Here is a 23,063-nt window from a genome sequence, read left to right on the forward strand (position 1 = left end):
GAGCTTGGCCGGCGTGCGTCCCGCGATTGTCAATCACGCGATCTTCAAACGCGCAAAGGAAGCTCTTCCGCTTCGCCGCAACGGCGGACGGCCCGCGCGAGCGGAAGCGCGCCCGGCAGGCTGGCTTCTGAGCGAGCTGGCGCGCTGCGGGTTCTGCGGCGCACGCGTGGGCGCACGCCTACAGCCGCGATGATCGCGATTCCACCGTGCGCGGGCAGAGGACCTGGCGAGGAGCATCCGCCTGCGCGCAGGGGGACCCCCCGAGATCGAATGACGAGCAGCCGACGAGCTTGCTGAGGATGCGGAGGGAGGGTATACGAAATGAACGGTCGACCCGCATTGAGGGTAGCCCGATCGACCGCGCCATGAACGAACGGACGCCCTGGCACGTGGTCGTGGGAGGCGGAGGCTCGGCGGCCGACGAAGCCCGAGTGCTCGATCGTTTCGCCGGCCGCGTCGGCAAGCGCGGGCGAATCCTCAATCTGCCCTGGGCGCGGCGCGATCCGAGCGCGCCGGAGCTCGCGCGCTGGGCGCAGGAGACCCTGTCCGCGCACGGCATGCGACGCGTGGACACGCTGGCCGCGGTCGAGCTCCCCGCGCAGCCGCTCGACGCCTACGACGGTGTCTTCCTGGGGGGCGGGAATACGTATCTCTTGTTGAGCCGCCTGCGCGCCACCGGCTTGGCCGCGCTGCTGGTGCGCGCCATCGAGAGCGGATTGCCATGTTACGGAGGCAGCGCGGGGGCCATCGTGCTCGGCGCCGACATCGGCACGTGCGCCCACCTGGATCGCAATGAGATTGACTTGAGCGACGAGTCCGGGCTGAACGTGCTCGGGGGGCGCGCCGTGTGGTGCCACTACCGTCCGACGGACGAGCCGGCGCTGCGCGCCTTCTCCAGCGCGCGTCGTGTCGAGGTGCTGGCGATCTCGGAGGGCGCTGGGTTTGCCTTCGACGGCAGCGCGCTCTCGAGCATCGGGCCCGGCGAGGCGCGCGTGTTCGCGGCGCACGGCGCGCCGCCACCCACGCTCACGTGTGCGTAGCGCTCAGACCTCCTCTCGAGGTCGCCGTAGACCAGCGCTCGTAGGATCAGAGCACGCGCACCGGCTGGTTGGCGCGGAACGCGGCGATGTCCTCGAGGGCGTCGCGGTAGAAGATGCGATATGTCTCCTCGGTGACGTACCCGAGGTGCGGCGTAAGCACGGTGTTCGGCAGCCGGCGCAAGGGGTGCTCCGCGGGCAGCGGCTCGGTGTCGAACACGTCGAGCGCCGCGCCGGCGAGCCGACCGCTCGTGAGCGCCTCGATCAGCGCGCGCTCGTCGACGATCGGCCCGCGTGAGGTGTTCACGAGCAGCGCGCCGGGCTTGAGCAGGTTGAGCTCGCGCGCCCCGAGCAGCCCGCGCGTCCTCTCGGAGAGCACCAGGTGGATGCTGACCACGTCCGCGCCCGCCAGGAGCTCGTCGAGCGGGAGGAGCGTCGCGCCGTGCTCGGCGGCGCGCTCGCGCGTGAGGTTCTGGCTGTAGGCGGTCACGCGCATGCCGAACGCGAGCGCGACCCGGGCGACCTGCGCGCCGAGGCGGCCGAGGCCGAGCAGCCCGAGCGTCTTGCCGGACAGGCCGAGCCCCAGGCTCGTCTGCCATTCGCCGGCGCGCACTGCGCGATCTTCGCGCGGGATGTTCCGCGCCAGCGCGAGCAGCAGGCCCCAGGTGAGCTCGGCCGTGGGGTAGGGCAGGCCCCCGGTGCCGGACACGACCACGCCGAGCTCGCGCGCGGCCTCCACGTCGATGGCGGCGTTGCGCGCGCCGGTGGTGACCAGCAGGCGCAGCCGGGGGAGCTCGGCGAGCACCGCGCGCGGAAACGGCGTCCGCTCGCGCATCGCCACGATGGCTTCGAACGGCGAAAGCCGGCTCACGAGCGCTCGCGCGTCGGCCACGTGATCGTGAAAGAACTCGACCTCGACGTCCGCGCCCAGCGAGTCCCACGGCGCGAGCGAGCGCGCCACGCGCTGGTAGTCGTCGAGCACGGCCACACGGAAAGAGGCGGGCGGGGTCCTGGAAGGCATGCTGGCCGGGCAGTCTTGCACTTTAGCGGATACTTGTCCAATATTGCGGACATGGCTCCTCCGCGCCCCCTCCGGCCCGGCCTGCTCCGCGCCGCGTCGCCTGTGGTCTTCCTGCTCGTCCTGCTGGCGCTGTGCGGCGCGGCGGGCTGCTCGCGCGACGACGCGTCGCGCGCCTCGGCGGCCGGACCGGAGGGCGAATTCGAGACGCTCGAGCTCCGGTATCAGGGCAACAACGGCACGGTGTCGCCGATCGAGCTCGCGGAGGATCTCGGCTACCTCGCGCCGATCCGCCTGAGCTTCATCGGCAGCACGGTGAGCGGCCCGCAGAGCGTGCAGGCCGTGGTCACCGGGGACACCGACTTCGGCGGCGCCTTCAACGGCGCCATCATCAAGCTGATCGCGGCCAAGGCGCCGATCATCGCCGTCGCGGGCTACTACGGCGTCGACGAGCAGCGCCAGAGCGGCTTCTACGTGCTGAACGACAGCCCGCTGCGCGCCGCGCGCGACCTCCTGGACAGGTCGATCTCCATGAACACGCTCGGCGCTCACAGCGAGTTCATGGTCAAGGAGTTCCTGTCGCGAAACCAGATCACGCTGGAGGAAGCCCGGCGCATCACGCTGCTCGTCGTCCCCCCCGTGAACGGCGAGCAGCTGCTCCGCGAGAAGCAGGTCGACGTGGCGTCGCTGGGCGACATCTACCGAGATCGCGCGCTCGAGCGCGGCGGCATCCGCTCGCTGTTCTCGGACTACGAGCTCTACGGCAAGTTCACCGCGGGCAGCTACGTGATGAAGACCAGCTTCATCAAGGAAAATCCCAAGACCGTGCGGCGCTTCGTCGAGGCGACCGCCAAGGCCATCGAGTGGGCCCGGAGCACCCCGCGCGAGACGGTGGTGGCGCGCTTCATCTCGTTGATCAAGAAGCGCGGTCGGAACGAGGAGGACGCCGCCATCAAGTTCTGGCGCAGCTACGGCGTCGCCGGCAAAGGCGGCTTGATCGCGGAGCGCGATTTTCAGATCTGGATCGACTGGATGGTCAAGAGCGGCGAGCTCAAGCCGGGCGAGATCGCCCTGAGCCGCCTCTACACGAACGAGTTCAACCCCTACGCGAACGAGCCGGCCGTGAAGCCGTGAACGCCGGAAGCGGCGCTGTTCACGTGGCTCGCCGCGCGCGCCTCGCTCAAGACCGCGGCGTGGGGCGCTGGACGAAGGCGTCGATCAGGCGGCGCGCGATGCTGACCTTGGGCGGGAGGTCGGGCAGCTTGTCGCGCGAGAACCAGTCGGCTTCGACGATCTCGACGCCGTCCGGCGTGAGCGTGCCGCCGGCGTACGTGGCCGAGAAGCCGATCATCAGCGAGCGGCCGAACGGCCACGGCTGGCTGCCGAAATACTTCAGATCGCGGATCTGAACGCCGACCTCCTCGCCGACCTCGCGCGCGGCCGCCTGCTCGAGCGACTCGCCGATCTCCACGAAGCCTGCCACCGCGCTGAAGCGCCCGGGCGGAAAGCGCGCGCTGCGCGCCAGGAGCACGCGGTCCTCGCGCTCCACGAGCACGATCACCGCGGGCGCGATCCGCGGGTGCACGCTCAAGCCGCAGCTCGGGCAGCGCCGCGTCTGCTCCCCGGCGCTGGGCTCGCGCTCGTCCGACGCCGCTGGCCCCGGCTCGGTGGCTGTCCCGCAGCGCCCGCAGTGGCGGTGCGTCTCGGCGAACTCGACGCCAGCGAGCGCGCGCCCCAGGATGTTCAGCGTGGGCTCGGGCAGCTCGGAGAACAGCGAGCGGACCGACGCGAACGCGAGCTCGGCCGGGAGCTCGACGCCGGGCCGAGCGCGCGCCGCGTACCAGCCGCGATCGTCGAACCTGCCGAGGAACACGGGCGGATCGGCGAACCCCGGCTGGGCGCCGCGCCGGCCGAGGAACAGCCCGCCGGCGCGCTCCACCACCACGTCCAGCTCGCGCACGATCACCACGACATCGTCGTTGGTCGTCATCTCGGAGCGCCAGTGTACGCCGTTCGCCGGGCGCTGCCAGCGCCGCGCACGACAGCTGGCAGCGGCGATCGATCTGCCTCACCCGGCAGCGTCGCTCCGGGCTCCAGGCGCTCTCAGGGCGCCGGGCGGGGCTTCCAGAAACCTTCGAGCTTTTCCTCTTTCAGGACTTGATCGAGGAAGCTGCGATCGACCCAGGGCTCGAAGTCGAACGTCGCGCGGATCAAGCCCAGGCGCTTGGCGTCCGCGATGCTCGTCTTGTAGCGAGCGACCACGTACGCGTCCACGAGCGGGCTGTCTTTCTCGCGCGCGGACTCGCCGGCCCAGTCTTCCTTGAAGGACGCGAACGGCGTGCCGGAGCGCGCCCAGAGGCGGTACGCCTCGCTCAGGTCCTTGTCCTGATCCGCGAGCCATTTGGCGGCCAGGACGTACTGCCGCACCACGCGCTTGGTGACCTCGGGGTACTTCCGGATGAAATCGTCCGAGCCGATGATGGTGCTGTTGCAGGTGTATCGGGGGTCGCCCTTGGTCGAGTAGATGATGCGCACGAGGCCTTGATCGCGCTGGGCGAGCAGGTCATTGAGCCCGATGGCGGCGTCGACGTCCTTGGTGGCCAGGGCCGCCTTGGTGGTCGCGTTGTCCATGTTGATGGCGCGGACGTCGCGCTCGCTGAGCCCGTGGGCCTCGAGGATGCGCGCCGCCGAGAGCTGCAGGCAGGTGCCCTTGAACACTGCGAAGCGCTTGCCCTTGAGGTCCTTGACGCTCTGGATCGGCGAGTCCGCGGGCACGGCGATGTACAGGTTGGTCTTCGGTCCGCTCGCGAGGATGCGCGTCTTCAGGCCGCCGGCGCGGCCGATGATCGACGGCAGATCGCCGAGCAGCGAGAAGTCGGTCAGCCCGTTGGCGTACGTCTCGTTGACGGCCGGCCCGGCGCCGCGCAGGAAGTTCCAGCGCACCGGGAAGCCGTCGCCCTTGAACTCGCTCTCGAGCGCGCCCCGCAGGTTGAGCAGCGCCCAGGCCGAGCCCCCCACCACCGGGCGATTGCCGACGCCCACGCCGGGGTTGGAGACGCGGATCTCGCTGGGCTTTTCGGCGGCCCGGGCGCTCAGCGCGATGGCGAGCGGCGCGAGCACGAGGGCGAGCAATCTCAACAAGGACTTCATGCAACGTTCCCTTCCGGTTGGCGTCCCTCGCGACCTATCGAGTGACGAGGCGTCCACTATAACGGACGCGGTCGCCGTGCGAAAGCGAGTATCGCCAGCGCGAGGAGCCTGCCGGTCACGCTGCGGCGGAGCTGCTGCTGGAGCAGCAATGGTGTTGATGAGCTGCTGAAATCCGAGCAGCGGCGCAGCAAGAAGCCCGTCTCCCGTCTTCCGTCTTCCGTCTCCCGTCTCCCGTCTCCCGTCTCCCGTGCTCGTCCTTCGTGCGCGTGCGCGTGCGCGTGCGCGATTCCCCAAAGCCAGCGCGCACGCGCACGCGCACGCGCACGGAAGAGCGAAGACGAACGACGGAAGACGGAAGACGGGGACGAGAGACGGAGGACGACGTGTCAGTCCCAGCGAAAAACCGCTCTAAATCCACACCTCCCCGAGGAGCGGCAGCACGCCCATCTTCACGTCGCGCGCCGCCCGGCCGAGGCGCTCTGCGAGCCGCTCTCCCTGCATCGCGGGCAGCGCCACGGCGGGGCGATCGAGCGGCAGGAAGAAGTTGTCCCAGTGCGAGAAGAGCACCGCGCGCGGCGACAGGGCGCGCGCGACGCGCTCGGGGAAGCCGCGCGAGGCGGTCCAGCCGGCGACGCAGAGCAGGAGCAGGTCGGGCTCCCTGCAATCGAGGCCCGCCTCGACGAGCTCCGCGCTGCCCAGGTGGACGATGCGCCGGCCCGCGACCCGGATCTCCACCGCGAAGACGGCGCCGCACCGGTAGCGCTCGGCCCGGAGCGGGACCTCGTCGCAATCGGAGATGTCGCCGGGGAAGGGGACCCGGCCGAGCAGCAGGCGCGAATGGGCGCTCGGGAGGAAGCGCAGCTCGAACGGGCCGACCTCGGCGACGACCGGCTGGCCGCCCGGCGCGCGCTCGACGTCGCGCACGCGCGCCGCAGACACGCCGGACGCGCGGCAGAGCGCCACCGCGGAGCGCGAGCCGAAGACGGTCGCCCCGGTGCGGAGCGCGATCTCCGGGATGTCGAGCGCGTGATCGAAATGGGTGTGGCCGGCGACGACGGCGTCGGCGCGCGGCGCGTGGCGCGCGACGGCGGCCGCGTCGGGGACGAGCCGGCCGAGCACGCAACGGCGGAGCGAGGCGCGCGTGAGGTAGGGATCGATGAGCACCACCGCGCCCGCGTGCTCGATCGCGAACCCCGCCGTGCCGAGCCACCGCACCCGGACCGTGCCCGCCGGCGCGAGCGATCGCGGAGAGAACGTGTCGGCGATCATCGGCGCGGGCTCGCTTGGTCGGCAACCCTACTATGTCGGTGCTGCGTGCTCATCGAGGCCGGTGCGGCGTGCATGTCGCGTCTCGCCGCGCTCGCGGCCGAACGAGATCGTCGCCAGCATCCGTGTTTGGCGCGACCAAAGCTCGTCCGCTCGGTTACGATTGTCGGTCGTGGCAGACCGAACGTCCGCCGGCAAGATCGCCGCCCTCGCCGCGCTCTACTTCGCTCAGGGCATCCCGTTCGGCTTCCAGGCGACGGCGCTGCCCGTCTTCCTGCGCGCGAGCGGCGTCTCCCTCGCCGGCGTGGGCTTCGCGGGGGCGCTCGCGGTCCCCTGGGTCGCCAAGGCGCTCTGGGCGCCGCTCGTCGACCGCTACGGGTGGGAGCGGCTCGGCCGGCGCCGCTCGTGGATCCTGCCGCTCGGGGCGCTGCTCTCGCTCACGTGCGCGGCCGCGGCGTTCGTCCCGCCGTCGCGCCACCTCGGCGCCCTGCTCGCGCTCGTCTTCCTCATGAACCTGCTCGCGGCCACGCAGGACATCGCGGTCGACGGGCTCGCGATCGACCTGCTCGGGCGCGGCGAGCTCGGCCTGGCGAACGCGGCGCAGGTGGTCGGCTACAAGGTCGGCATGCTCGCCGCCGGCGGGCTCCTCGTCTGGGCCAGCGCGTGGATCGGCTGGCGCGGCCAGTTCGGCGCGATGGCCGTGCTCGTCCTCGCCTCGGTGCTCGCCTCGCTCGCGCTGCGCGAGCCCCCCGCGAGCGAGGTCGAGGCGCGCGCGCGCCGCTCGCTGCGCGAGGTGCTCGCGACGGTCGCCGTCGCCCTGCGGGCGCCGGGCGCGCTCTGGGTCGTCGCGTTCCTCGGGACCTACAAGCTCGGCGAGGCGATGGTCGACATGATGTTCAAGCCCTTCCTGGTCGACGCCGGCTTCCCGCCGCACCAGATCGGCCTCTGGGTGGGCACGTACGGCCTGGTCGCCTCGATCGCCGGCTCGCTCGCGGGCGGCCTCCTCGCGCAGCGCGTGCCGCTGCTCGCCGCCGTCGGCGTGACCTCGGCGCTCCGGTCCGCCGCGATGGCCGGCGAGTGGACCCTCGCCGCGGCCGGCCCGCCCACCGCTGGCGCCGTCATCGCGGTCACCGTGGCCGAGCACCTCTTCGGCGGCGCCCTCACGACCGCGGTGTTCGCCTTCATGATGTCGCGCGTCCGGCGCTCGGTCGGCGCGACGCACTACACGCTGCTGGCGAGCGTCGAGGTGCTCGGGAAATCGCCCGCGGTGTGGCTGTCGGGCACCCTCGCCCAGCGGCTCGGCTATGCGGGGCTGTTCGCCCTGGGGACCGCGATCTCGATCGCCTTCCTCGGGCTGCTCTTGCCGCTCCGGGAGCGGAGCGCGGGCGAGGCGTGACCGGGCCTCGCCGCGCTCCCTCCGTCGGGCGACGGGGCCTCGTCCTCGTCAGAGGGCGTACGTCACGCCGGTGAGCCGCTCGGACTCCTCCCAGAGGCGGCGCTGCGCGACCTCGTCGCGGGAGCGCGCGCTCGGCTCGAGGCGCTCGGGGAAGCCGGTCATCCCGAAGCGGCCCGGGGGCCCGTAGTACTCGCCGCCCCGCGCGCCCGGATCGACGGCGCAGCGGAGCGATGCGAGGGCGGCCATCGGCACGCTCTGCCCGAGCTCGAACCGCTTGGCGATCTTGCCGAGGACGCGCATCCAGCGGGGCCCGCTGCGGCCGATCGAGGTGTTCGAGCCGCCGGGGTGCGCGGCCAGCGCGATCGTCTTCGCGCCGGCCGCGGCGAGCCGGCGCTGGAGCTCGTAGGTGAACAGCAGGTTCGCGAGCTTGGACCGCCCGTACGCGGGGAACCCCCGGAACGACCGCTCCCACTGCAGGTCGCCGAAGTCGATGTCGCCGTGATGGTGCGCCATGCTGGACACCGTCACGATGCGCGAGCCCGGCACGTCGCGCAGCCGGTCGAGCAGGAGGCCGGTGAGGGCGAAGTGGCCGAGGTGGTTCACGCCGAGCTGGAGCTCGAAGCCGTCGGCGGTGACCTCGCGCTTGAAGGCCAGCACGCCGGCGTTGTTGATGAGCAGGTCGATGCGGTCGTACGCGGCCCGCAGCTCGCCGGCGGCCTCGCGGACCGACGCGAGCGAGCCGAGGTCGAGGCGCACGGCGCGCACGGTCGCGCCCGGGGCGCGGGCCTCGATCTGCGCCACCGCGGCGCCGGCCCTCTCCAGGTCGCGGCACGCGAGCACGACCGTGGCCCCGCGCTCCGCCAGCGCCCGGGCCGTCTCGAGGCCGATGCCGGTGTTTCCGCCCGTGATGACCGCGACTCGGCCCGCCTGGCTGGGGATGTCAGCCTCGGTCCACCGCGCGCGAGAATCTCTTCCTTGGTTCATCGCCCTCTCCTCGCACAAAACCGGAACGGCCGTTCCGGTTTCGAAGGCGCTGGGCGACGCGTTCGCCACGGCCGCTGATCCCGCCGCTCCCTGGTCCCCTGACGGGGAGAAATGGAACCACAGAGGGCACAGAGGAGAGATTGGAAAATTGTATCTCTCTTAAATTTGTTCTCTCTCCTCTTCCCTCTGTGTCCTCTGTGCCTCTGTGGTTCCATGTCTCGATGCGCACACCGGGTGCGAATGATGGTGATCCGTTCGCCCATTTCATGATATAACGAAGACAGCGCCTCGGCTGACAGTTGCAAGAATCGCTCGTGATCGCGCTCGTCCGACTCCGTCCATCGATCGTCAGGCCGGTGGTCCTCCTCCAGGGGGACGCGGGCCTCCTCGGTCGAGGCGGCGTGAGGTCGGCCGCGATGCGGGAGGCGAGCGCCTCGCGACGGCCGTCCCGTCGTCCCGTCGTGCCGCGCGCTGGTTGACGAATAACGACTTACGTCGGTCCGCCTTCGTGACAAACGAAACAGTCTATCAGATTCATCCACGATTTGTAAACACATTTTTCAAACCATAGCGTGCGGCAGCCCGCCGCACGGCGCGGCGCCGCTATGCCGGCGCCGCAACGAGGAGCTCTCCCATGAGAACCACCTATCCGTCGATCTCTGCCCTCGCGCTCGCCTGGACGATCTCCGGCTGCATGGCGGCAGCCGAGCCGCATGAGGATAACGACGAAGCCGTCGCCATCGGAGAGGGCGCGGCGGCGCTCGTCTCCTGCTCGGTGCTGCCCTCCGGCGACATCGTCACGAACGGCAGCTTCGAAGCGCCGAACGTGACGCGCAACAACTCGTCGATTTACAGCTCGATCACCGGCTGGCAGCCCGCCTATGGTCAGATCCAGATCCATGACCACTCGAACGGCATGAGCCCCGCGCACCTCGACCAGCACGTCGAGCTCGACGCCAGCAGCTCGAGCGGCATCTACCAGGATCTCACGACCGTCCCGGGAGCGACGTACCAGCTCCGGTTCGCCTTCGCCGCGCGCCCCGGCACGAGCGCGAGCCAGAACGTGCTCGGCGTCGTCTGGGGCGGCCAGCAGGTCGCCACGCTCACGACCGCCAGCTCCGCGTGGGTCTACTATACCTATACCCTCGTGGCCTCCGGCGCGACGACGCGCCTCCAGTTCAACGATCTGGGCATCTCGAACGGCCAGGGGACGCTCCTCGATCGGGTCACCGTGGTCGCCGCCGATACGGATCAGGACGGGGTCTTCGACTCGTGCGACAACTGCCCGGCGGTGCCCAACCCCTCCCAGGCCGACGCCGACAACGACGGCATCGGCAACGCCTGCGAGCCCCCGGCCCAGTCGCAGTGCGTCGTCGTGCAGCGCGGCACCAACGGGAGCGTGGCGGACGCGCATATCCAGCCCGGCGTCTCGTGGCCGTACGGCGATTACCCGTACGTCGTCCTCAACACGCTGCCGGAGGGCCCGCAGGTGGGCGTGCTGGCCTTCGATCTGTCGTTCATCCCGGCGGGAGCCGACGTCGATTCCGCGACGCTCTCGCTCTCCCACGCGTGGAAGGCGAGCGCCAGCACCATCGAGCTGCACCGCGTGAACGGCCCCTGGCAGGAGTCGACCGTCCACGCGGGCAACTTCCCCGGGTACAACGCGGCCGTCGAAGCCACCCTCTCCGCGGTCGCCGCGGACGCCGTCGCGACCGCCGACGTGGCGGCCCTCGTCCAGACGTGGGTGGATGGAGCCCAGCCGAACCACGGCATCGCGCTCCAGGACGTGAACGGCCGGACCGACATCCGGTCGAGCGAGCAAGCGAACGTCGCCGTCCGGCCGAAGCTCGAGGTCTGCTACACGTCGGCCCAGTAGCGCTCTCCGGCCGACTCGGGGCCTCCGGACCCGGCGCCGAGGCCCGCGCCGGGTCGCGATTCCGACGTCCCGGGCGATCTCGGGATGTCGCTCGTCGCGGCGAGCCCGGCCACCTCCTCCGCGCTGGTTTGCCGAGAACCTGACGCCGCGCCCCGCCTTTGGTAGCAAGCGGGGCCGCGGTGATCTCGCGCAGGAAGCTCGTCCTCGGTCTCGCCGGCGCCGCCGGCGCCGCCGCCCTCTCACGGGCGCTCGCCCCCGGCCTCCCGCGCGACACCGCGGCGCGGCGCGCCCTCAAGCTCCCGATCGCGCCGAGCGGGTGGCCCTTCCCGGGAGCCCGCGTCGTCGCCCCCGCCGCCGTGTTCCCGCCCGGCTTCGGGGTCCGCCGCATCTACCTCGACGCGGGCCACGGCGCCCCGGGCAACACCGGCAACGTCTCCTGCTTCTGCGTCGAGGAGCAGGAGTTCACGCTCTCCGCGGCGCGCGCGCTCGCCGAGCGGCTCAACGCCACCGGGCGCTTCGAGGCGCGCGTGGGCAGGACCGGCGACCGGCCGCTGCCCTACGCGGAGCGCGTCGAGGACGCCACCCGGTGGGGCGCCGAGGCGTTCGTCAGCCTGCACTCGGACGTGCGCGGCAGGATCGACACGTGGTCGCCCGCAGCAGGCCGCTCGTGCCCGCTCAGCCTCGCCGCGCCGGGGTTCGCCGTGCTCTGGTCCGACGAGGGGGACCCGGCCCTCGGCGCGCGCCGGCTCGCCCTCGCGCGCGCCTTCGCGCGGCGCATGGAGGAAGCCGGCCTGCTGCCCTACGGCGGCGCCGCGTACAGCGGCCTGTACGCGCCGGACGCCGCCCAGCCGGGCGTCTTCGTGGACCGGCGGCCCCAGGACCAGCGGATCTTCGTCCTGCGCCGCCCCTCCATGCCCTCCATCCTCATCGAGACCCACCACGCGCTCGACGCCCGCGAGGCCACCCGCTGGACCGAGCCCGCCACGCTCGACGCCTTCGCCGCCGCCGCGGCCGCCGCGCTGGCCGACGCGCTCGGCGACGAGGGCGCGCTGGCGTCGCACCCGCCGACCTGAAGCGCGCCGGCACAATGCCAAAGGGGGCAATGCGCGTGGCCAGCGCGTGGCCAGCGCGCCGGCCGTCGAGCGGGCCGGGCGCTTGACTTCCCGGGGGCCCTTTGGTCTTTTGATGGGAATGGGCCGTCGGCGGGGCGCGGGCGGGGCGGGCGGCGCTGAGCCCGGGCGCCGCCCGGCCGCGTGGAGGCGGGGATGAAGGCACATCGCGTCCGCGCGGGCGACTGCTTCACCAGCATCGCCTACGAGAACGGGTTCTTCTGGCAAACGCTCTGGGATCACCCGGACAACCAGGCGCTCCGCGAGCTCCGGAGGGACCCGTTCACGCTGGTCCCCGGCGTCGACAAGGTGGTCGTCCCGGATCCGCGGGCCAAGGAGGAGAGCTGCCAGACCGCGAAGGTGCACACCTTCCGGCGGCGCGGGGTCCCGGCCAAGCTCAGGATCCGGCTCCTCGATCACGAGGGCAGGCCCCGCGCGAACGCGGAGTACTTCCTCGAGGTCGACGGCGAGCTCCGCCCGAACGACAAGAAGGCCGACGGCGACGGGCGCATCGAGGAGTTCATCCCCAACAACGCCAGGCAGGCGCGGCTCTTCCTGTCCGGCGGAGAGGAGGTCGTCACGATCGCGCTCGGCCACCTCCAGCCCTCGGACGAGATCCGCGGCATCCAGTCTCGCCTCGCCAACCTGGGCTTTTATCACGGTGAGGTCGACGGGCGGCGGGGCCCCGCCTTCGCCGACGCGCTGGCCCGCTTCCGGGCCGCGCACGCCCTCGACGAGTCGCTGCCGGAGGACGACACCTTCCAGGAGATCGAGCGCAGGCACGAGGAGTGAGGGGGGCGCGCCGTGCACATCTACTGGACCGAGATCACGATCACCGACGCCGACGCGGGCACCTCCGTCGCCGGCAACGAGGCCAGGAACAAGGTCAGCACCGAGCTGTCGAGGCCGCGCGACCACAAGGGCCTGCTGATCGTCGGAGGGGACGGCGAGACGGAGCCCGCGAGCGTCGTCTATCACGGCAAGACCGTGAGCAGCGAGCTCCTGCTGATCGTCCTCCGGTCGATCGCCGCGGGGCTCGGGAAGAACTGGCGGTTCGTCTACAAGGAGAGCCGCAGCGTCAAGCGCGCCACCGAGATCTACGACCGTTACAAGGCGGAGGCCCACGCCGAGCGGGAGGGGCAGAACGCGCTGCGCAGGCCGATCCCGCCTTACGTGATCATCGGCGACGGGACGGCCGCGACGGTCGACCACACGACGCTGCGGCAGAGCGCGTGGGGCAAGGCCCGGGTCGCCCCGGCGGAGATCCTGCACATCGGGTTCGAGGACCCCTGGAGCCATTACAACCAGCACAAGATGGGGCAGTTCCCCCAGCTGCTCGGCCTGCCGGGCCTCGCGCAGCGGCCTCGGCTCGGCGGGCCGAACGAGGACGGGAAAGAGGACGTCACCGGGCCGCGCGACTCGACGAGGTTCGCCGCGGACACGCGGGCCGAGCGGGCGCGGCTCGCGGAGCACGTGCGCGCGAACAAGCGGCTGTTGATCGCGACCGCCTACGGGCCGGCGGTGCGCCCGCTGGAGCTGCTCCGCCTCGCCATGTGCGTCCTCGCCATCGTGCCGCGCGGGACGACGGCCCTCCACGACAGCGCCCGAGGCGCCATCCTCCGGGAGGGCATCGACGAGCGCGAGCTCGATTTCATGCTGCGCTGGCCGTACCCGGACCATTCCCCGCGCTACCGGCTGCTCCTCGCCGACACGACGGCGCGCCTCCACTGGCTCTACGCCGACAAGATCGATGTCTGCACCGGCGCCGGCAAGCCGCGCGCCGTGGACGAGACGATGGTCACGTCGGAGCTCTACGAGGCGGTGCGCACCCGGGTCTGGGAGCCGGTCGAGCGCTGGGACGACGCGAAGAAGCGGCGGGCGATCCTCTCCGGGACCGAGGGGCTCTATCGAGAGACCGACTGGAGCGTCGGCGAGCGCTACTGCGTGATGGGCGGCGGCGGGGTCGGCGTCAACATGGTGGAGCGCGCCGAGGAGACGGCCAAATGGGTCGACTGGCTCGCGACGAAGACGCTCCACGATTCGTTCCCCATCGGGCGCAACGACATCCTGCTCAAGCACCCGGCGGGCAGCGCGAGCGAGCGGCGCGGCCAGCCGATGCGGATGGATGATTTCGCCTATGGGCGCAACGATCAGCTCGCGGTCATCCTGCCCGCGGGGCGAAAGTGGCGCTTCGGCCAGGGGTGCGATCTCGACCGGGTCGAGGAGGCCGCGCCGCGGCTCCGCATCACCTTCAAGCAGAGCCCCGACGCGAAGTACGACAAGGTGCCGAACGCGCCCCAGATGAGCAAGCAGCCCATCCCCGCGCTGATCCGCGATTACGACGAGCAGGTGTCCGACCTCGAGGACGGCGCCTTCAAGTTTTACGACAGCTATGCGCGCCCGCAGGCGATCCAGGATCCCAGGAGCTACGATCGGGTGATCCGCTGCGCGGGGCAGGACATTCGCGAGGTGGGGCAAGCCGAGAAGATCGCGGCCATGCTGGAGCTCGTCCCCCTCGTGTCCCCCGCCGACGGCCGGATGGTCGGGCTCCAGACCAAGGACGAGTCCGTGCGCGTGCTCGGCGCCGCCGCCACCGGCAACGCCGCGCTGGTGAGCGCCGAGGACGCCGCGGTCAAGAAGATGCGCGCGTACCACGAGACGCTCCCGGCGCAGGGGCGGATCATCTTCGTGGGGTTCGTGTTCTCCGCCCTCAACGTGGCGGAGGCCAATCGCTACTTCGATCCTGACAACGGCAAGGCCCCGAACACGAATGTAAACACCATGTCCCTGAAGGAGCTCGAGGCCTTCCTCGGGGACGTCGATCTCGCGCGGAGGATCATCGAGGTCCGGAAGAAGACGGAGAGCGGGTACGTGACGATCGACCAGCTGAAGGAGGCGCTCGTTCGCGACGCGCGCCGCCAGGCGGAGCCGCTGCCCAAGGGGTGGGAGGACAAGTACGACGGCTGGATGCGCTTCGACACGACGCTCAACAAACAGCCCCACAACATCGCGAAGCTGGTGGGCGGCGACGAGGTCCTGGCCGGAAAGATCGTGGAGGCGCGAGAAGCGGTGAGGCGAACCGACCGCGCGCTCTTCGACGATGTCTGGAAGAACCGCGAGGCGCTCAAGGCGAAGATCAAGGGCGAGCTCAAGAAGATGGCCGAGTTCGCGCGGACGGGCTGGAAGCCGTCCTGGGACGCGCCGATCGCGAAGCTCACCACCCAGTACCGGCCGGCGGACGCGCTCGTGTACTGATCAGCCGGGCATGCGCAGCCGGTCCGGCACCACCTCGAGCAGCGTGCGCGCCTCGGTGTGGAGCCAGCGCAGCGCGCCGAACTTCGCCTCCAGCGCGCGGCCCTCGGGCGGGAGCCAGCGGTCGACGATGACGCCCTGATCGTGGCCCTGGTGCTCCGAGGGGTCGAAGGGGTTGTTGACGAAGCCCACGTAGCCGAGCGCGGGGAGGCGCCGCGACGCCGCGAGCGCCTCCGCGCCGCGGCGCGTGACGCGGTTGTTGCCGATCCAGAGCCAGCGCAGCTCGGCGAGGTGCGGCGACGCCGCGAGGCGCTCCACGTTGTCGTCGGTGAGGCCCACCCGGTCGAGCCGGAGCGAGCGGACGCCGGCCAGGTGCGGCGACGCGAAGAGCTCCTCGGCCGCGCCGCCGAGCGCGTCGATCGTCAGGTGGCGGATCGGCGCGAGCGCGAGGAGCGCGCCGGCGTGCTGCAGGAAGGCGCGGGCGTCGAGGGTGACGAGCTCGACGAAGCCGCGGTCGAAGACGGGATCGCGCGCTTCCGGCGGCAACGCGGCGATCCACGCGGCGCGGTGGGCCTCCTCGAGGTCGCGGACCTCGCACGAGAGGCGGAAGTGGCGATCCGGCTCGGCGGCCTCGTCGGTCGCGAGCAGCGCGATCTGCGCGCGGATGAAGCTGCCCCGCGCCTCGACGGCCGGGTCGTCCTGGTCGTCGCACCAGGCGGCGTACGCGAGCCGCGGCGCGTCGGCGTCCGGCGCGGCGAGGACATCGCGGAGGAGATCGGCTTCGGTGGCCACCGCGCGAGTCTACGCGGTCAACCCACGCGCTCCCAGGCCTCCTGGTCGAGCGCCGGGAAGGTGACGAGGCACGTGCCCGGGTCGATGCCGTCGAGCCGGGCGCGGCCCTCCTGGTCGAGCGCGCCTTCCCGGACCGAGCCGTCGGGCAGCTCCACCCGGTAGCGCTCGTGCGGGATGGGCTTGTCGTCCTCGCCGATGAGGCGGATCTCGATCCAGGTGACCTCGGTCCTGGGCGCGCGCGGGGCGGCGTCGGCGGGCGCCTGGTCCTCGGCGCTGGCCTCGTCGCCGCCGTAGGAGGGCAGCCAGGGGAGGGGAGCCTCGCGGAGCCGCACGCGGCCGGTCAGCAGCAGCCGGCCGAGCGCGCCGAGCACGTCCGCGTCGGCCAGGCTGCGGACGGCGCTGGCCGGCGCGACATCGTCGAGCAGCCGTCGGAGCGCCGGGCGGTTCTCGGGCTCCGCGAAGAGCTGGCGCAGCCACGCGGCCTCCCTCGCGCGATCGCCGCGCCGGTCGGCGCCGCCCTCACGGCCGTCGGCGAGCTCGATGGCGAAGCGCCGCGGACCCAGCGATAGCAGCCGCTTCAAAGCACCATGCTCCTTCCCGGGCTCGCGCGAGCGTATCAGCCCGCCCTTGCGCAAGGAAAGCCCCGAGGCGCGGGCGATCCGACGCCGGGCGCGCGATCGTCAGGGGAAGGCGCCCGCTTCGGTCATGGCGGAGAGGAACGCGTCGCCGAGGCCCGCGGGATCGGCGGAGAGCTCCGCGTCCAGCAGCGGCGGGGCCGCGGCGGTGGGCCCCGAGGGGGCGGCGGGCGCGGGCGACGGGAGCGGCGCGGGCGAGGTGAGCGCCGCGGGCGCGGGCGACGTGAGCGGCGCGGGCGCGGGCGACGGGGGCGGCGCGGGCGTGGCTGGAGGGAGCTCGGGCCGCGCCTCGAACGGCGTCGCCGGCTTGTCCGCGGGCGCGCTCAGCGGGTCCAGGGTCCCTGCGAGCGGGTGATCCTCGATCGCGGGCGCTCGTGGCCGCGCCGGGCTCGCTGGCAGCGCGGCCGGAGGGAGCTCGGGCCGCGCCTCGAACGGCGTCGCCGGCCTGCGCACGTACGCGCTCAGCGGCTCCACGGTGCCTTCGAGCGGATGAGCCTCGACGTCCGTCACCACCGGCGCTGCCTGGGCCGGCAGCGGCAGCGTGGCGCGCGAGGGCGCTGCGGGGAGCGGCGCCGTTCGCCCCGCCGGCCGCGTCTCCGGCGCGAAGGGGTCGACCCACGGCAGCGCCTCGCCTGGCAGCTCCACGCCGGCCACGACCCGGAGCGCCTCGAGATCCTCGTCCCCCACGGCCGCGTACCCTCGCCACACCACCGAGCAGCACCGCCGATCCGCGTCGATCTGCAGCGTGTCGGCCCGCAGGGACAGCGCCGCTCCCTCGCGCGGCGCCCGCTCCTCGCGCCGGTAGAGCCGCGCGACGCCCCGCGCGCCCGCGAGCTGCGTCCGCAGCCGCGGTCGCTGCGCGACGATGCCCCCCAGCACCACCCACTCGTCGCCGAGCAGCCGCTCCATCCGTTGCTCGGCGGGCGCCGCCTGGAAGTACCCCCAGTCGAGCTCCTCGGGCACCTCCAGCGCCACGCCCTCGAGCCGCCTCGGATCCGCCGTCCCGAGCAGCGCCTCGCGCCGTGGCCAGCGGCGCGACAGCGGCCCCATCCCGTCCACCCGCACGCGCCTCTGGCCCTCGCCTCCCGGCGCGCTGCCGTCGAGCGTCACGCAACGGTCGAGCCGCAGGGCGCCCTCCTGCACCACGGCCAACCGGACCTGGATCTCCCCCGCGACCGTCGGAGGCACCCCCGCGTGTCCGGTCAGCAGCACGTCCACCTCGCGCAGGTACGGCGCCAGATCCCCCGCCGAGCGCAGCCCCACGCCCGAGGGATCCGGCACCTCGTCGGGCACGATCGGGTCCGGCTCACCGAGCGTCATCGCGCCCTCGGCCACGAGCCCGAACGTCGCCTTGACGACCGCGGTCACGTACCGCTGCCCCCGCAGCCGCCAGACCAGCGTCGCGGCCGAGGCGCGGCCGAGCGACGTTATCGCGACAGGCCATCGAGCGGAGCGCACGGTCCATGGCAGTACCACGGCGCGTCGTCTCGAGGCGAGGGCGATGCGCGGCTCCGCGGGTGAGGGACGTCTTGGGCATGCCCGGAAGGCATGGTGGGGCGGGGATCGCCGGGGCGAGCGCCGGCAGGTATCCACGGCGCGTCGAGCTCACCTGGAGCGCGAGCGCGCCGGAGCTACCAGGGCGCTACCCCGGCGTCGCGAGATCGGCGCGGGCACGGCCGCGGCCGCTGGGGTCGGGAGGCGCTGTCAGCAACTCCCGCAGACGACGCTCCCGTCACAGTTCGCCAGATCGCCGCTGCAGTACCCGCGGCCCCACGAGCTGTGGTGCCAGGAGCCGTCTCGCTTCCTGCAATACGCGTGGGCCACCAGCACGGAGCCATCCGAGTACTCCGCGATCGTCACGTCGACGCACGACGCGAGGAACGAGTAGGACCTCAGCGCTTCCGACGACGTCCCAAGGAGCTCTTGCTCGCCCTCGAGCTCCGCCGGATCGTCGACGTCGACGAAGGTCCTCTCGATCTCGGAGGACTCGCCGTCGTCCGACCCGGCCGCGCAAGCGGGCAGCGTGAGGGCCGCGCCAGCAATCAAAGCTCCGCCAACACCAAATCGCATGAAGTTCATCGCTTTCCTTACCTTTCACAGTTCCGGGCGACCCGGAGGTCGCCACACCTGCACCACGGAATGCCGGGGACGAGCTTGAAGGACTCCGTGGCGGAGCGCATCCGGCGATGCGCCTTGTTCATGCATCTTCACGCATCCTTTACACGCTTCAATGTCGCCACACATCGTTTGCACAAGGTAGGAGACAGCCGCCCTCGCCTGCCGCTCGCCATCCTGGCTTCGCTCGTGCAGGGGCCGGGCGCCTGCGCATTGAGCCCTCTCTGGCGGCGTCGGACGAACGGCTACGTATTTCAGACAAACTGTCATGGTCGCGCGCCGTGCCGACTCCAAGAATGGAGGCCCGGCCCCCGCAGGAGAGCGAGAGGCGGGTCCGGCGCGATCGATCGCTCGAAGGGAGCGTGGATGTGACAATCGGCGGTCGCTCTCCATCCAGCCCGTGCAGAGGTGAGCGATCTTGTTGGCGAGGTGGGTCATTCCGCTCCCGCCCTCGCTCGACGCCAACGACAGGTAGTTCCCCAGGTGGCGGGACCGCTGTCACGCTCGATGCTTTCACCCCGTAACCATCGCGCGCGTGCGATCTCGGCAGATCCTGCGGGCGCTGGCGAGCCGCAAGGCTCCGGCAGCGCGTCGACGCGAGCGGCGGGCCCGGCGCTCTCCCCAAATCCCCGGTGATGCGACGGATCGCGGCGGTTCGCCCCCCGCGGAGCAGGACCGCCAGGAGAACGGTCGATGGCGAGCGGTCGCCAAAGAGGGGGCCGCGATGGAGCCCGCGTCCCTGGATGAAGCGCTGCGTCCCTGGGTGACGAGCACGCTGCCGCATGCGCCCCCTGCGCGGAGGCGGAACGATCCCATCCTTGGAGCGGCGCTCACCTGCGCGCGCTGCGGGCCCGGCCGAGGAGCTGGCCTGCGGCCAGGTGCTGCAGGTCGGAAGCTTGAAAGGTCTGGCACTCTCGTTGCTCATGGCCCCCGCGAGAACGAAGCGCGATGAGGGGCTGTCCGGGAGCTCTGAGCTCTCGGTGACGAGGAACGCGCGCTCGTCGAGGACCGGCGGCGTTGAGGCCGGGCTCGCGGCCCCCCGGCGGCTGGATGGTTCGGGGGGACCCGACAGAGAGAATGAAGCATCGGATTCTCCCAGCCTCAGGCCATTTCGAGTCGACACCATTCCTGTGAGGTTCGAGCATGAAACGATTTCATGGTGAGACGCTCTCCGTGTGCATCCTGGCAGCAGGCGTCGCCGCTTGCAGCGGCTCGACCGGCGATCCGCTGCCGGTGGGCGCGGCGAGAGGCCCCCAGCCCGACGAGGCTGCGCCGATCTCCTCCGAGGACGACGGCGCCGGAGCGGAGGGGGAGGATCCCGCGCCCGGCGGAGCGCTGAACGACGATACGAGCGCGACCGAGGAGGAGCTGAGGCCCAAGGAGGACGACTCCCCCCTGTCCACCCTCCCGTTCGACCCGACCGGGGGAGATCGCGCGAACGGCCGCCCGCTCCCCTTGCAGAACGTGACCTGCCCGAGCTTCGAGGGATTCACGTGGCACGACGAGACGCCCACGGCCGGCGCGGACCTCGGGAACGCGGTCGCCGCGTCCTGCGACGCCGTCTACCAGGTCGGGTCCACCACCGGGGCCATCTCGGGCGAGGTGAACCGCGGCGGGAGCGACGCCTTCGTCCGCAAGGTCGGTCAGGACGGGAACCTCGTGTGGGGCGCGCAGATCGGCACGTCGGCGAGCGACCAGGCGACGGGCGTCGCCGTCTCCTCGGCCCAGTGCCCCGCGAGCGGCAACGCGTCGCTCTACGTGGTCGGCCACACGAGCGGCGCGATCGAGGCCGGCCAGCACAAGGGATCTTCGGACGCCTTCCTCGTCAAGCTGAACGCAAACGGGACCGAGGCCTGGCGGCGCCAGCTCGGTACGGCTGCGGTGGATCAAGCGTGGTCCGTGGCCCACGCACCTGACGGCAGCGTCTACGTCGTGGGCTCCACGGGCGGGAATCTCGCCGGGGTGAGCCCGCCGCCGACGAGCGGCACCACGTCGCTGTTCGTGGCGAAGGTTTCGCCGAGCGGCGATCCTGTCTGGACCAGGCAGCTCGGCGTGAACAACAGGACGACCATCGCGCGCAGCGTCTCCGTCGGCGCCGATGGGCAGGTCTACGTCGCCGGTTACACCACCGGCGCGCTGGCGGGCCAACCGTACGCGGGCGGCAGCGCTGACGCGTTTGTCGCCCGCTACAGCGACAGCGGTGCTCTGGGCGGGGTGGCTCTCCTCGGCACGAACCTCCAGGACCAGGCGTTCAGCCTGACCACCGCGGTGGAGTCGGGGCAGACCGTCGTCTACGTCTCCGGCACGACGAACGGGAACTTCCCCCCGGTTGCCTCTTCGACGACATATGACGCCTTCCTCGCCAAGCTGGACGCGAGCCTCACCACGCAGTGGATCCGGCAGACAACGGCGAGCGAGAACGTCTCCGCGACGTCGGTGGCCGTCGTCCGTGGATCCGTCGTGTTGACCGGCCAGACCCGCCGCGACCTCGACTCCGACGCGCCCCTCGGGAGCGATGACATGTACCTGCGCGAGTACAGCGCGGCCGGGGCACACCTGCGCACCGAGTACATCGGCACGAACGCGACCGAGGCGGGACAAGGCGTCGCCGTCGATCCGAGGGGCAATGTCTTCCTGACGGGCAGGACGGACGCGCCGTTCTGCGGCCACTCGTTCGGCGGCGGTGGCAGCGACGCCCTCCTCGTCAAGGTCATGAAGGGGTGCCGCGTGGACACCCCGGAGCCGTCCTGCAAGCCCGCCACGTGCAACGGAGACCCCCATTACGTCAGCTTCGATCGTGTCGCCTTCGACTTCCAGGGGGAGGGCGACTTCGTGCTGGCGACCAGCGCGGCCACGCCCGATCTGGAGATCCAGATCCGGCAGTGCCCCGTGTCGCCGGGCGTCTCGACCGGCCGGGCGGTGGGCGCGCGCATCGCGGGCGATCTCGTGGAGTTCCACGCGAACGGCGCGCTCTACGTGAACGGGCAGCCGACGACGGTGCCGTCGAGCGGCGCGCTCGCGCTCGCCGGCGGCGGGAGCATCTACCCGTCCGCGAGCGGCAGGACCGTGCTGGCCTGGCCGACGGGAGAGCGGCTGGCGCTGCGTCCAAGGAGCTATTCGCTCGGCCTGTACCTGGACACGCTCTTCCTCGTCCCGCCGGCCAGCGTGGGCAAGATGGTCGGCCTCTTCGGGAACGCCGATGACGACCCGACCAACGAGTTCATGATGGCCCGGGACGGCAGCGCGCTGAGCAGCGGGCTGACGTTCTTCGAGATGTACCAGGACACGAACAGCTACGCGGACGTCTGGCGGGTGGGCGCCGCCCAGGGCGACGTCGCGCTCATCCAGCAGGGCACGCCGTGCGGCGGTCCGGCCGGTCCCGGGCAGCCGGTGTGGCTGAACGACCTGACCCCCGCGCAGAGGGCCGCGGGCGAGCAGGCCTGCGCCGGCATCACCGACGCGGTGATCAAGCAGACGTGCATCCTCGACGTGGGCCTCACCGGCGACGCGAGCTTCGCGGACTCGGCCCAGGAGGCCGCGACGGATCTCGCGAGCCACGGGCAGGGCGGGCAGGTCATCGACAGCCCCCGCAGCGTCTACTTCAACGACTTCACCGGATCCATCGGCCCGGAGTGGGCGTCGATCGTCACCAGCGTCACCCCGCTCGGAGACCGCACCTTCCTGGGGCAGTTCGGCAACGAGACGGTGCACCTGACGCTCGACGAGCTCGCCCCCCACACCGAGCTGACCGTCAGCTTCGACCTCTACCTCATCAACGCCTGGGACGGCGATGGGCCCCTGGGTCCCAGCGTCTGGACCGCCTCCGCGGACGGCGTCGAGCTGTTCAGCGAGACCTTCTCCAACACCCTGAGCTCCCAGAGCTATCCGCTGGACGGGAGCCTGGCCGGGTCGGGCGCGCTCGAGGTGAACACCCTCGCCTATCCGTCCGGCGACTCCGTATACCGCATGAAGCTGGTCTTCCCGCACTCCGCGCCCGACCTCGCGCTCGACCTGTCCGCGACCGGGCTGACCGGCCTGTTCGACGAGGGCTGGGGCGTGACCAACATCGAGGTCCAGGGGCGCTGACGCTCCCCGCATTGGCCGTGACATGACCTCGACGGGGGGCATCTCCCTGCTCTCTCCTGCCGCGTCGCTCGCAAGGAAGCGCCGACAGGCTCCCCGTCGAGGTGCACGGGCACGCAAGCCTCGTGACGTCCGTCGATCCCCCGCCCGGCGCGCGTACCCTCCCGCCAGGATGCGCCCTCGAATCCCCTGCAGCCGACGCGACGACTCCGTCTTCAGCGAACACCCCAGGGCCGCCTGAACGAAGCTGCCCGCGGGTGGACGGGAGAGCGCGATACCTAGGTTCACTCGCCGGGGAGGATGGTGAAGCGCGCCCACTCGGACAGGAGATCGGCTTCCCAAATCCGCGA

At 71.7% G+C, this 23,063-nt stretch carries 17 protein-coding genes; 8 read left to right on the forward strand and 9 right to left on the reverse strand.

Annotated elements, in window-relative coordinates; translation table 11 throughout:
- Positions 1-299: 299 nt before the first annotated feature.
- Entirely contained in the window at positions 300-1,040 is a 741-nt protein-coding gene (locus tag WME83_RS06650) for a Type 1 glutamine amidotransferase-like domain-containing protein (protein WP_437321972.1), read from the forward strand.
- A 46-nt stretch (positions 1,041-1,086) separates the two neighbouring features.
- On the opposite strand, the gene WME83_RS06655 is transcribed toward WME83_RS06650, so the two are convergent.
- Positions 1,087-2,058 carry a D-2-hydroxyacid dehydrogenase family protein gene (locus WME83_RS06655; RefSeq protein ID WP_437318404.1) on the reverse strand — a complete coding sequence of 324 codons (972 nt, stop codon included), beginning with the start codon at positions 2,056-2,058 and terminating at the stop codon, positions 1,087-1,089.
- A 51-nt stretch (positions 2,059-2,109) separates the two neighbouring features.
- Between WME83_RS06655 and WME83_RS06660 the strand changes: the two genes are divergently transcribed.
- The gene (locus tag WME83_RS06660; protein WP_437318405.1) at positions 2,110-3,189 is read left to right on the forward strand and encodes an ABC transporter substrate-binding protein; all 1,080 of its coding nucleotides are present in this window, start codon (positions 2,110-2,112) and stop codon (positions 3,187-3,189) included.
- Positions 3,190-3,235: 46 nt separating this feature from the next.
- Here WME83_RS06660 and nudC read toward each other — a convergent pair whose 3' ends face one another.
- The 3 genes from nudC to WME83_RS06675 form a co-directional block, all read right to left on the reverse strand.
- Entirely contained in the window at positions 3,236-4,045 is an 810-nt protein-coding gene (gene nudC, locus WME83_RS06665; RefSeq protein ID WP_437318406.1) for an NAD(+) diphosphatase, read from the reverse strand.
- Between the two features lie 113 nt (positions 4,046-4,158).
- Positions 4,159-5,205 (reverse strand): ABC transporter substrate-binding protein, encoded by a 1,047-nt coding sequence (locus WME83_RS06670; protein WP_437318407.1) that lies wholly within the window; start codon positions 5,203-5,205, stop codon positions 4,159-4,161.
- A gap of 408 nt (positions 5,206-5,613) precedes the next feature.
- Positions 5,614-6,474, reverse strand: coding sequence for an MBL fold metallo-hydrolase (locus WME83_RS06675; RefSeq protein ID WP_437318408.1), 861 nt, complete (start codon positions 6,472-6,474; stop codon positions 5,614-5,616).
- A 169-nt stretch (positions 6,475-6,643) separates the two neighbouring features.
- On the opposite strand from WME83_RS06675, the gene WME83_RS06680 reads away from it, so the two are divergent.
- On the forward strand, positions 6,644-7,867 hold the full coding sequence (locus WME83_RS06680; RefSeq protein ID WP_437318409.1) for an MFS transporter: 1,224 nt from the start codon (positions 6,644-6,646) through the stop codon (positions 7,865-7,867).
- Positions 7,868-7,915: 48 nt separating this feature from the next.
- Here the strand turns inward: WME83_RS06680 and WME83_RS06685 are convergent, their stop codons facing one another.
- Positions 7,916-8,851, reverse strand: coding sequence for an oxidoreductase (locus WME83_RS06685; RefSeq protein ID WP_437318410.1), 936 nt, complete (start codon positions 8,849-8,851; stop codon positions 7,916-7,918).
- Positions 8,852-9,485: 634 nt separating this feature from the next.
- Here WME83_RS06685 and WME83_RS06690 point away from each other — a divergent pair.
- The 4 genes from WME83_RS06690 to WME83_RS06705 all read left to right on the forward strand — a co-directional run bounded on the left by WME83_RS06690 (position 9,486) and on the right by WME83_RS06705 (position 15,091).
- The gene (locus WME83_RS06690; RefSeq protein WP_437318411.1) at positions 9,486-10,727 is read left to right on the forward strand and encodes a DNRLRE domain-containing protein; all 1,242 of its coding nucleotides are present in this window, start codon (positions 9,486-9,488) and stop codon (positions 10,725-10,727) included.
- Positions 10,728-10,906: 179 nt separating this feature from the next.
- The gene (locus WME83_RS06695; protein ID WP_437318412.1) at positions 10,907-11,800 is read left to right on the forward strand and encodes an N-acetylmuramoyl-L-alanine amidase family protein; all 894 of its coding nucleotides are present in this window, start codon (positions 10,907-10,909) and stop codon (positions 11,798-11,800) included.
- A gap of 192 nt (positions 11,801-11,992) precedes the next feature.
- Complete coding sequence (locus tag WME83_RS06700; protein ID WP_437318413.1) at positions 11,993-12,628, forward strand: peptidoglycan-binding domain-containing protein; 636 nt, start codon at positions 11,993-11,995, stop codon at positions 12,626-12,628.
- Positions 12,629-12,640: 12 nt separating this feature from the next.
- A complete protein-coding gene (locus WME83_RS06705; RefSeq protein ID WP_437318414.1) occupies positions 12,641-15,091 on the forward strand; it encodes a hypothetical protein in 2,451 nt (816 codons plus the stop codon).
- On the opposite strand, the gene WME83_RS06710 is transcribed toward WME83_RS06705, so the two are convergent.
- From WME83_RS06710 to WME83_RS06725, 4 genes are all read right to left on the reverse strand, one after another.
- Complete coding sequence (locus WME83_RS06710; protein WP_437318415.1) at positions 15,092-15,880, reverse strand: TIGR02996 domain-containing protein; 789 nt, start codon at positions 15,878-15,880, stop codon at positions 15,092-15,094.
- A gap of 17 nt (positions 15,881-15,897) precedes the next feature.
- Positions 15,898-16,461 carry a hypothetical protein gene (locus WME83_RS06715; RefSeq protein ID WP_437318416.1) on the reverse strand — a complete coding sequence of 188 codons (564 nt, stop codon included), beginning with the start codon at positions 16,459-16,461 and terminating at the stop codon, positions 15,898-15,900.
- Between the two features lie 99 nt (positions 16,462-16,560).
- The gene (locus tag WME83_RS06720) at positions 16,561-17,973 is read right to left on the reverse strand and encodes a DUF2169 domain-containing protein (protein ID WP_437318417.1); all 1,413 of its coding nucleotides are present in this window, start codon (positions 17,971-17,973) and stop codon (positions 16,561-16,563) included.
- Between the two features lie 246 nt (positions 17,974-18,219).
- Positions 18,220-18,585, reverse strand: a complete 366-nt coding sequence (locus WME83_RS06725; RefSeq protein WP_437318418.1) for a hypothetical protein — start codon at positions 18,583-18,585, stop codon at positions 18,220-18,222.
- Positions 18,586-19,773: 1,188 nt separating this feature from the next.
- Between WME83_RS06725 and WME83_RS06730 the strand changes: the two genes are divergently transcribed.
- Positions 19,774-22,716: an SBBP repeat-containing protein gene (locus WME83_RS06730; RefSeq protein WP_437318419.1), complete on the forward strand. Its 2,943-nt coding sequence runs from the start codon at positions 19,774-19,776 to the stop codon at positions 22,714-22,716.
- Positions 22,717-23,063: the final 347 nt, after the last annotated feature.

The sequence above is a fragment of the Sorangium sp. So ce385 genome, assembly GCF_051474135.1.
Classification (GTDB): Bacteria; Myxococcota_A; Polyangia; order Polyangiales; family Polyangiaceae; genus Sorangium; species Sorangium cellulosum_D.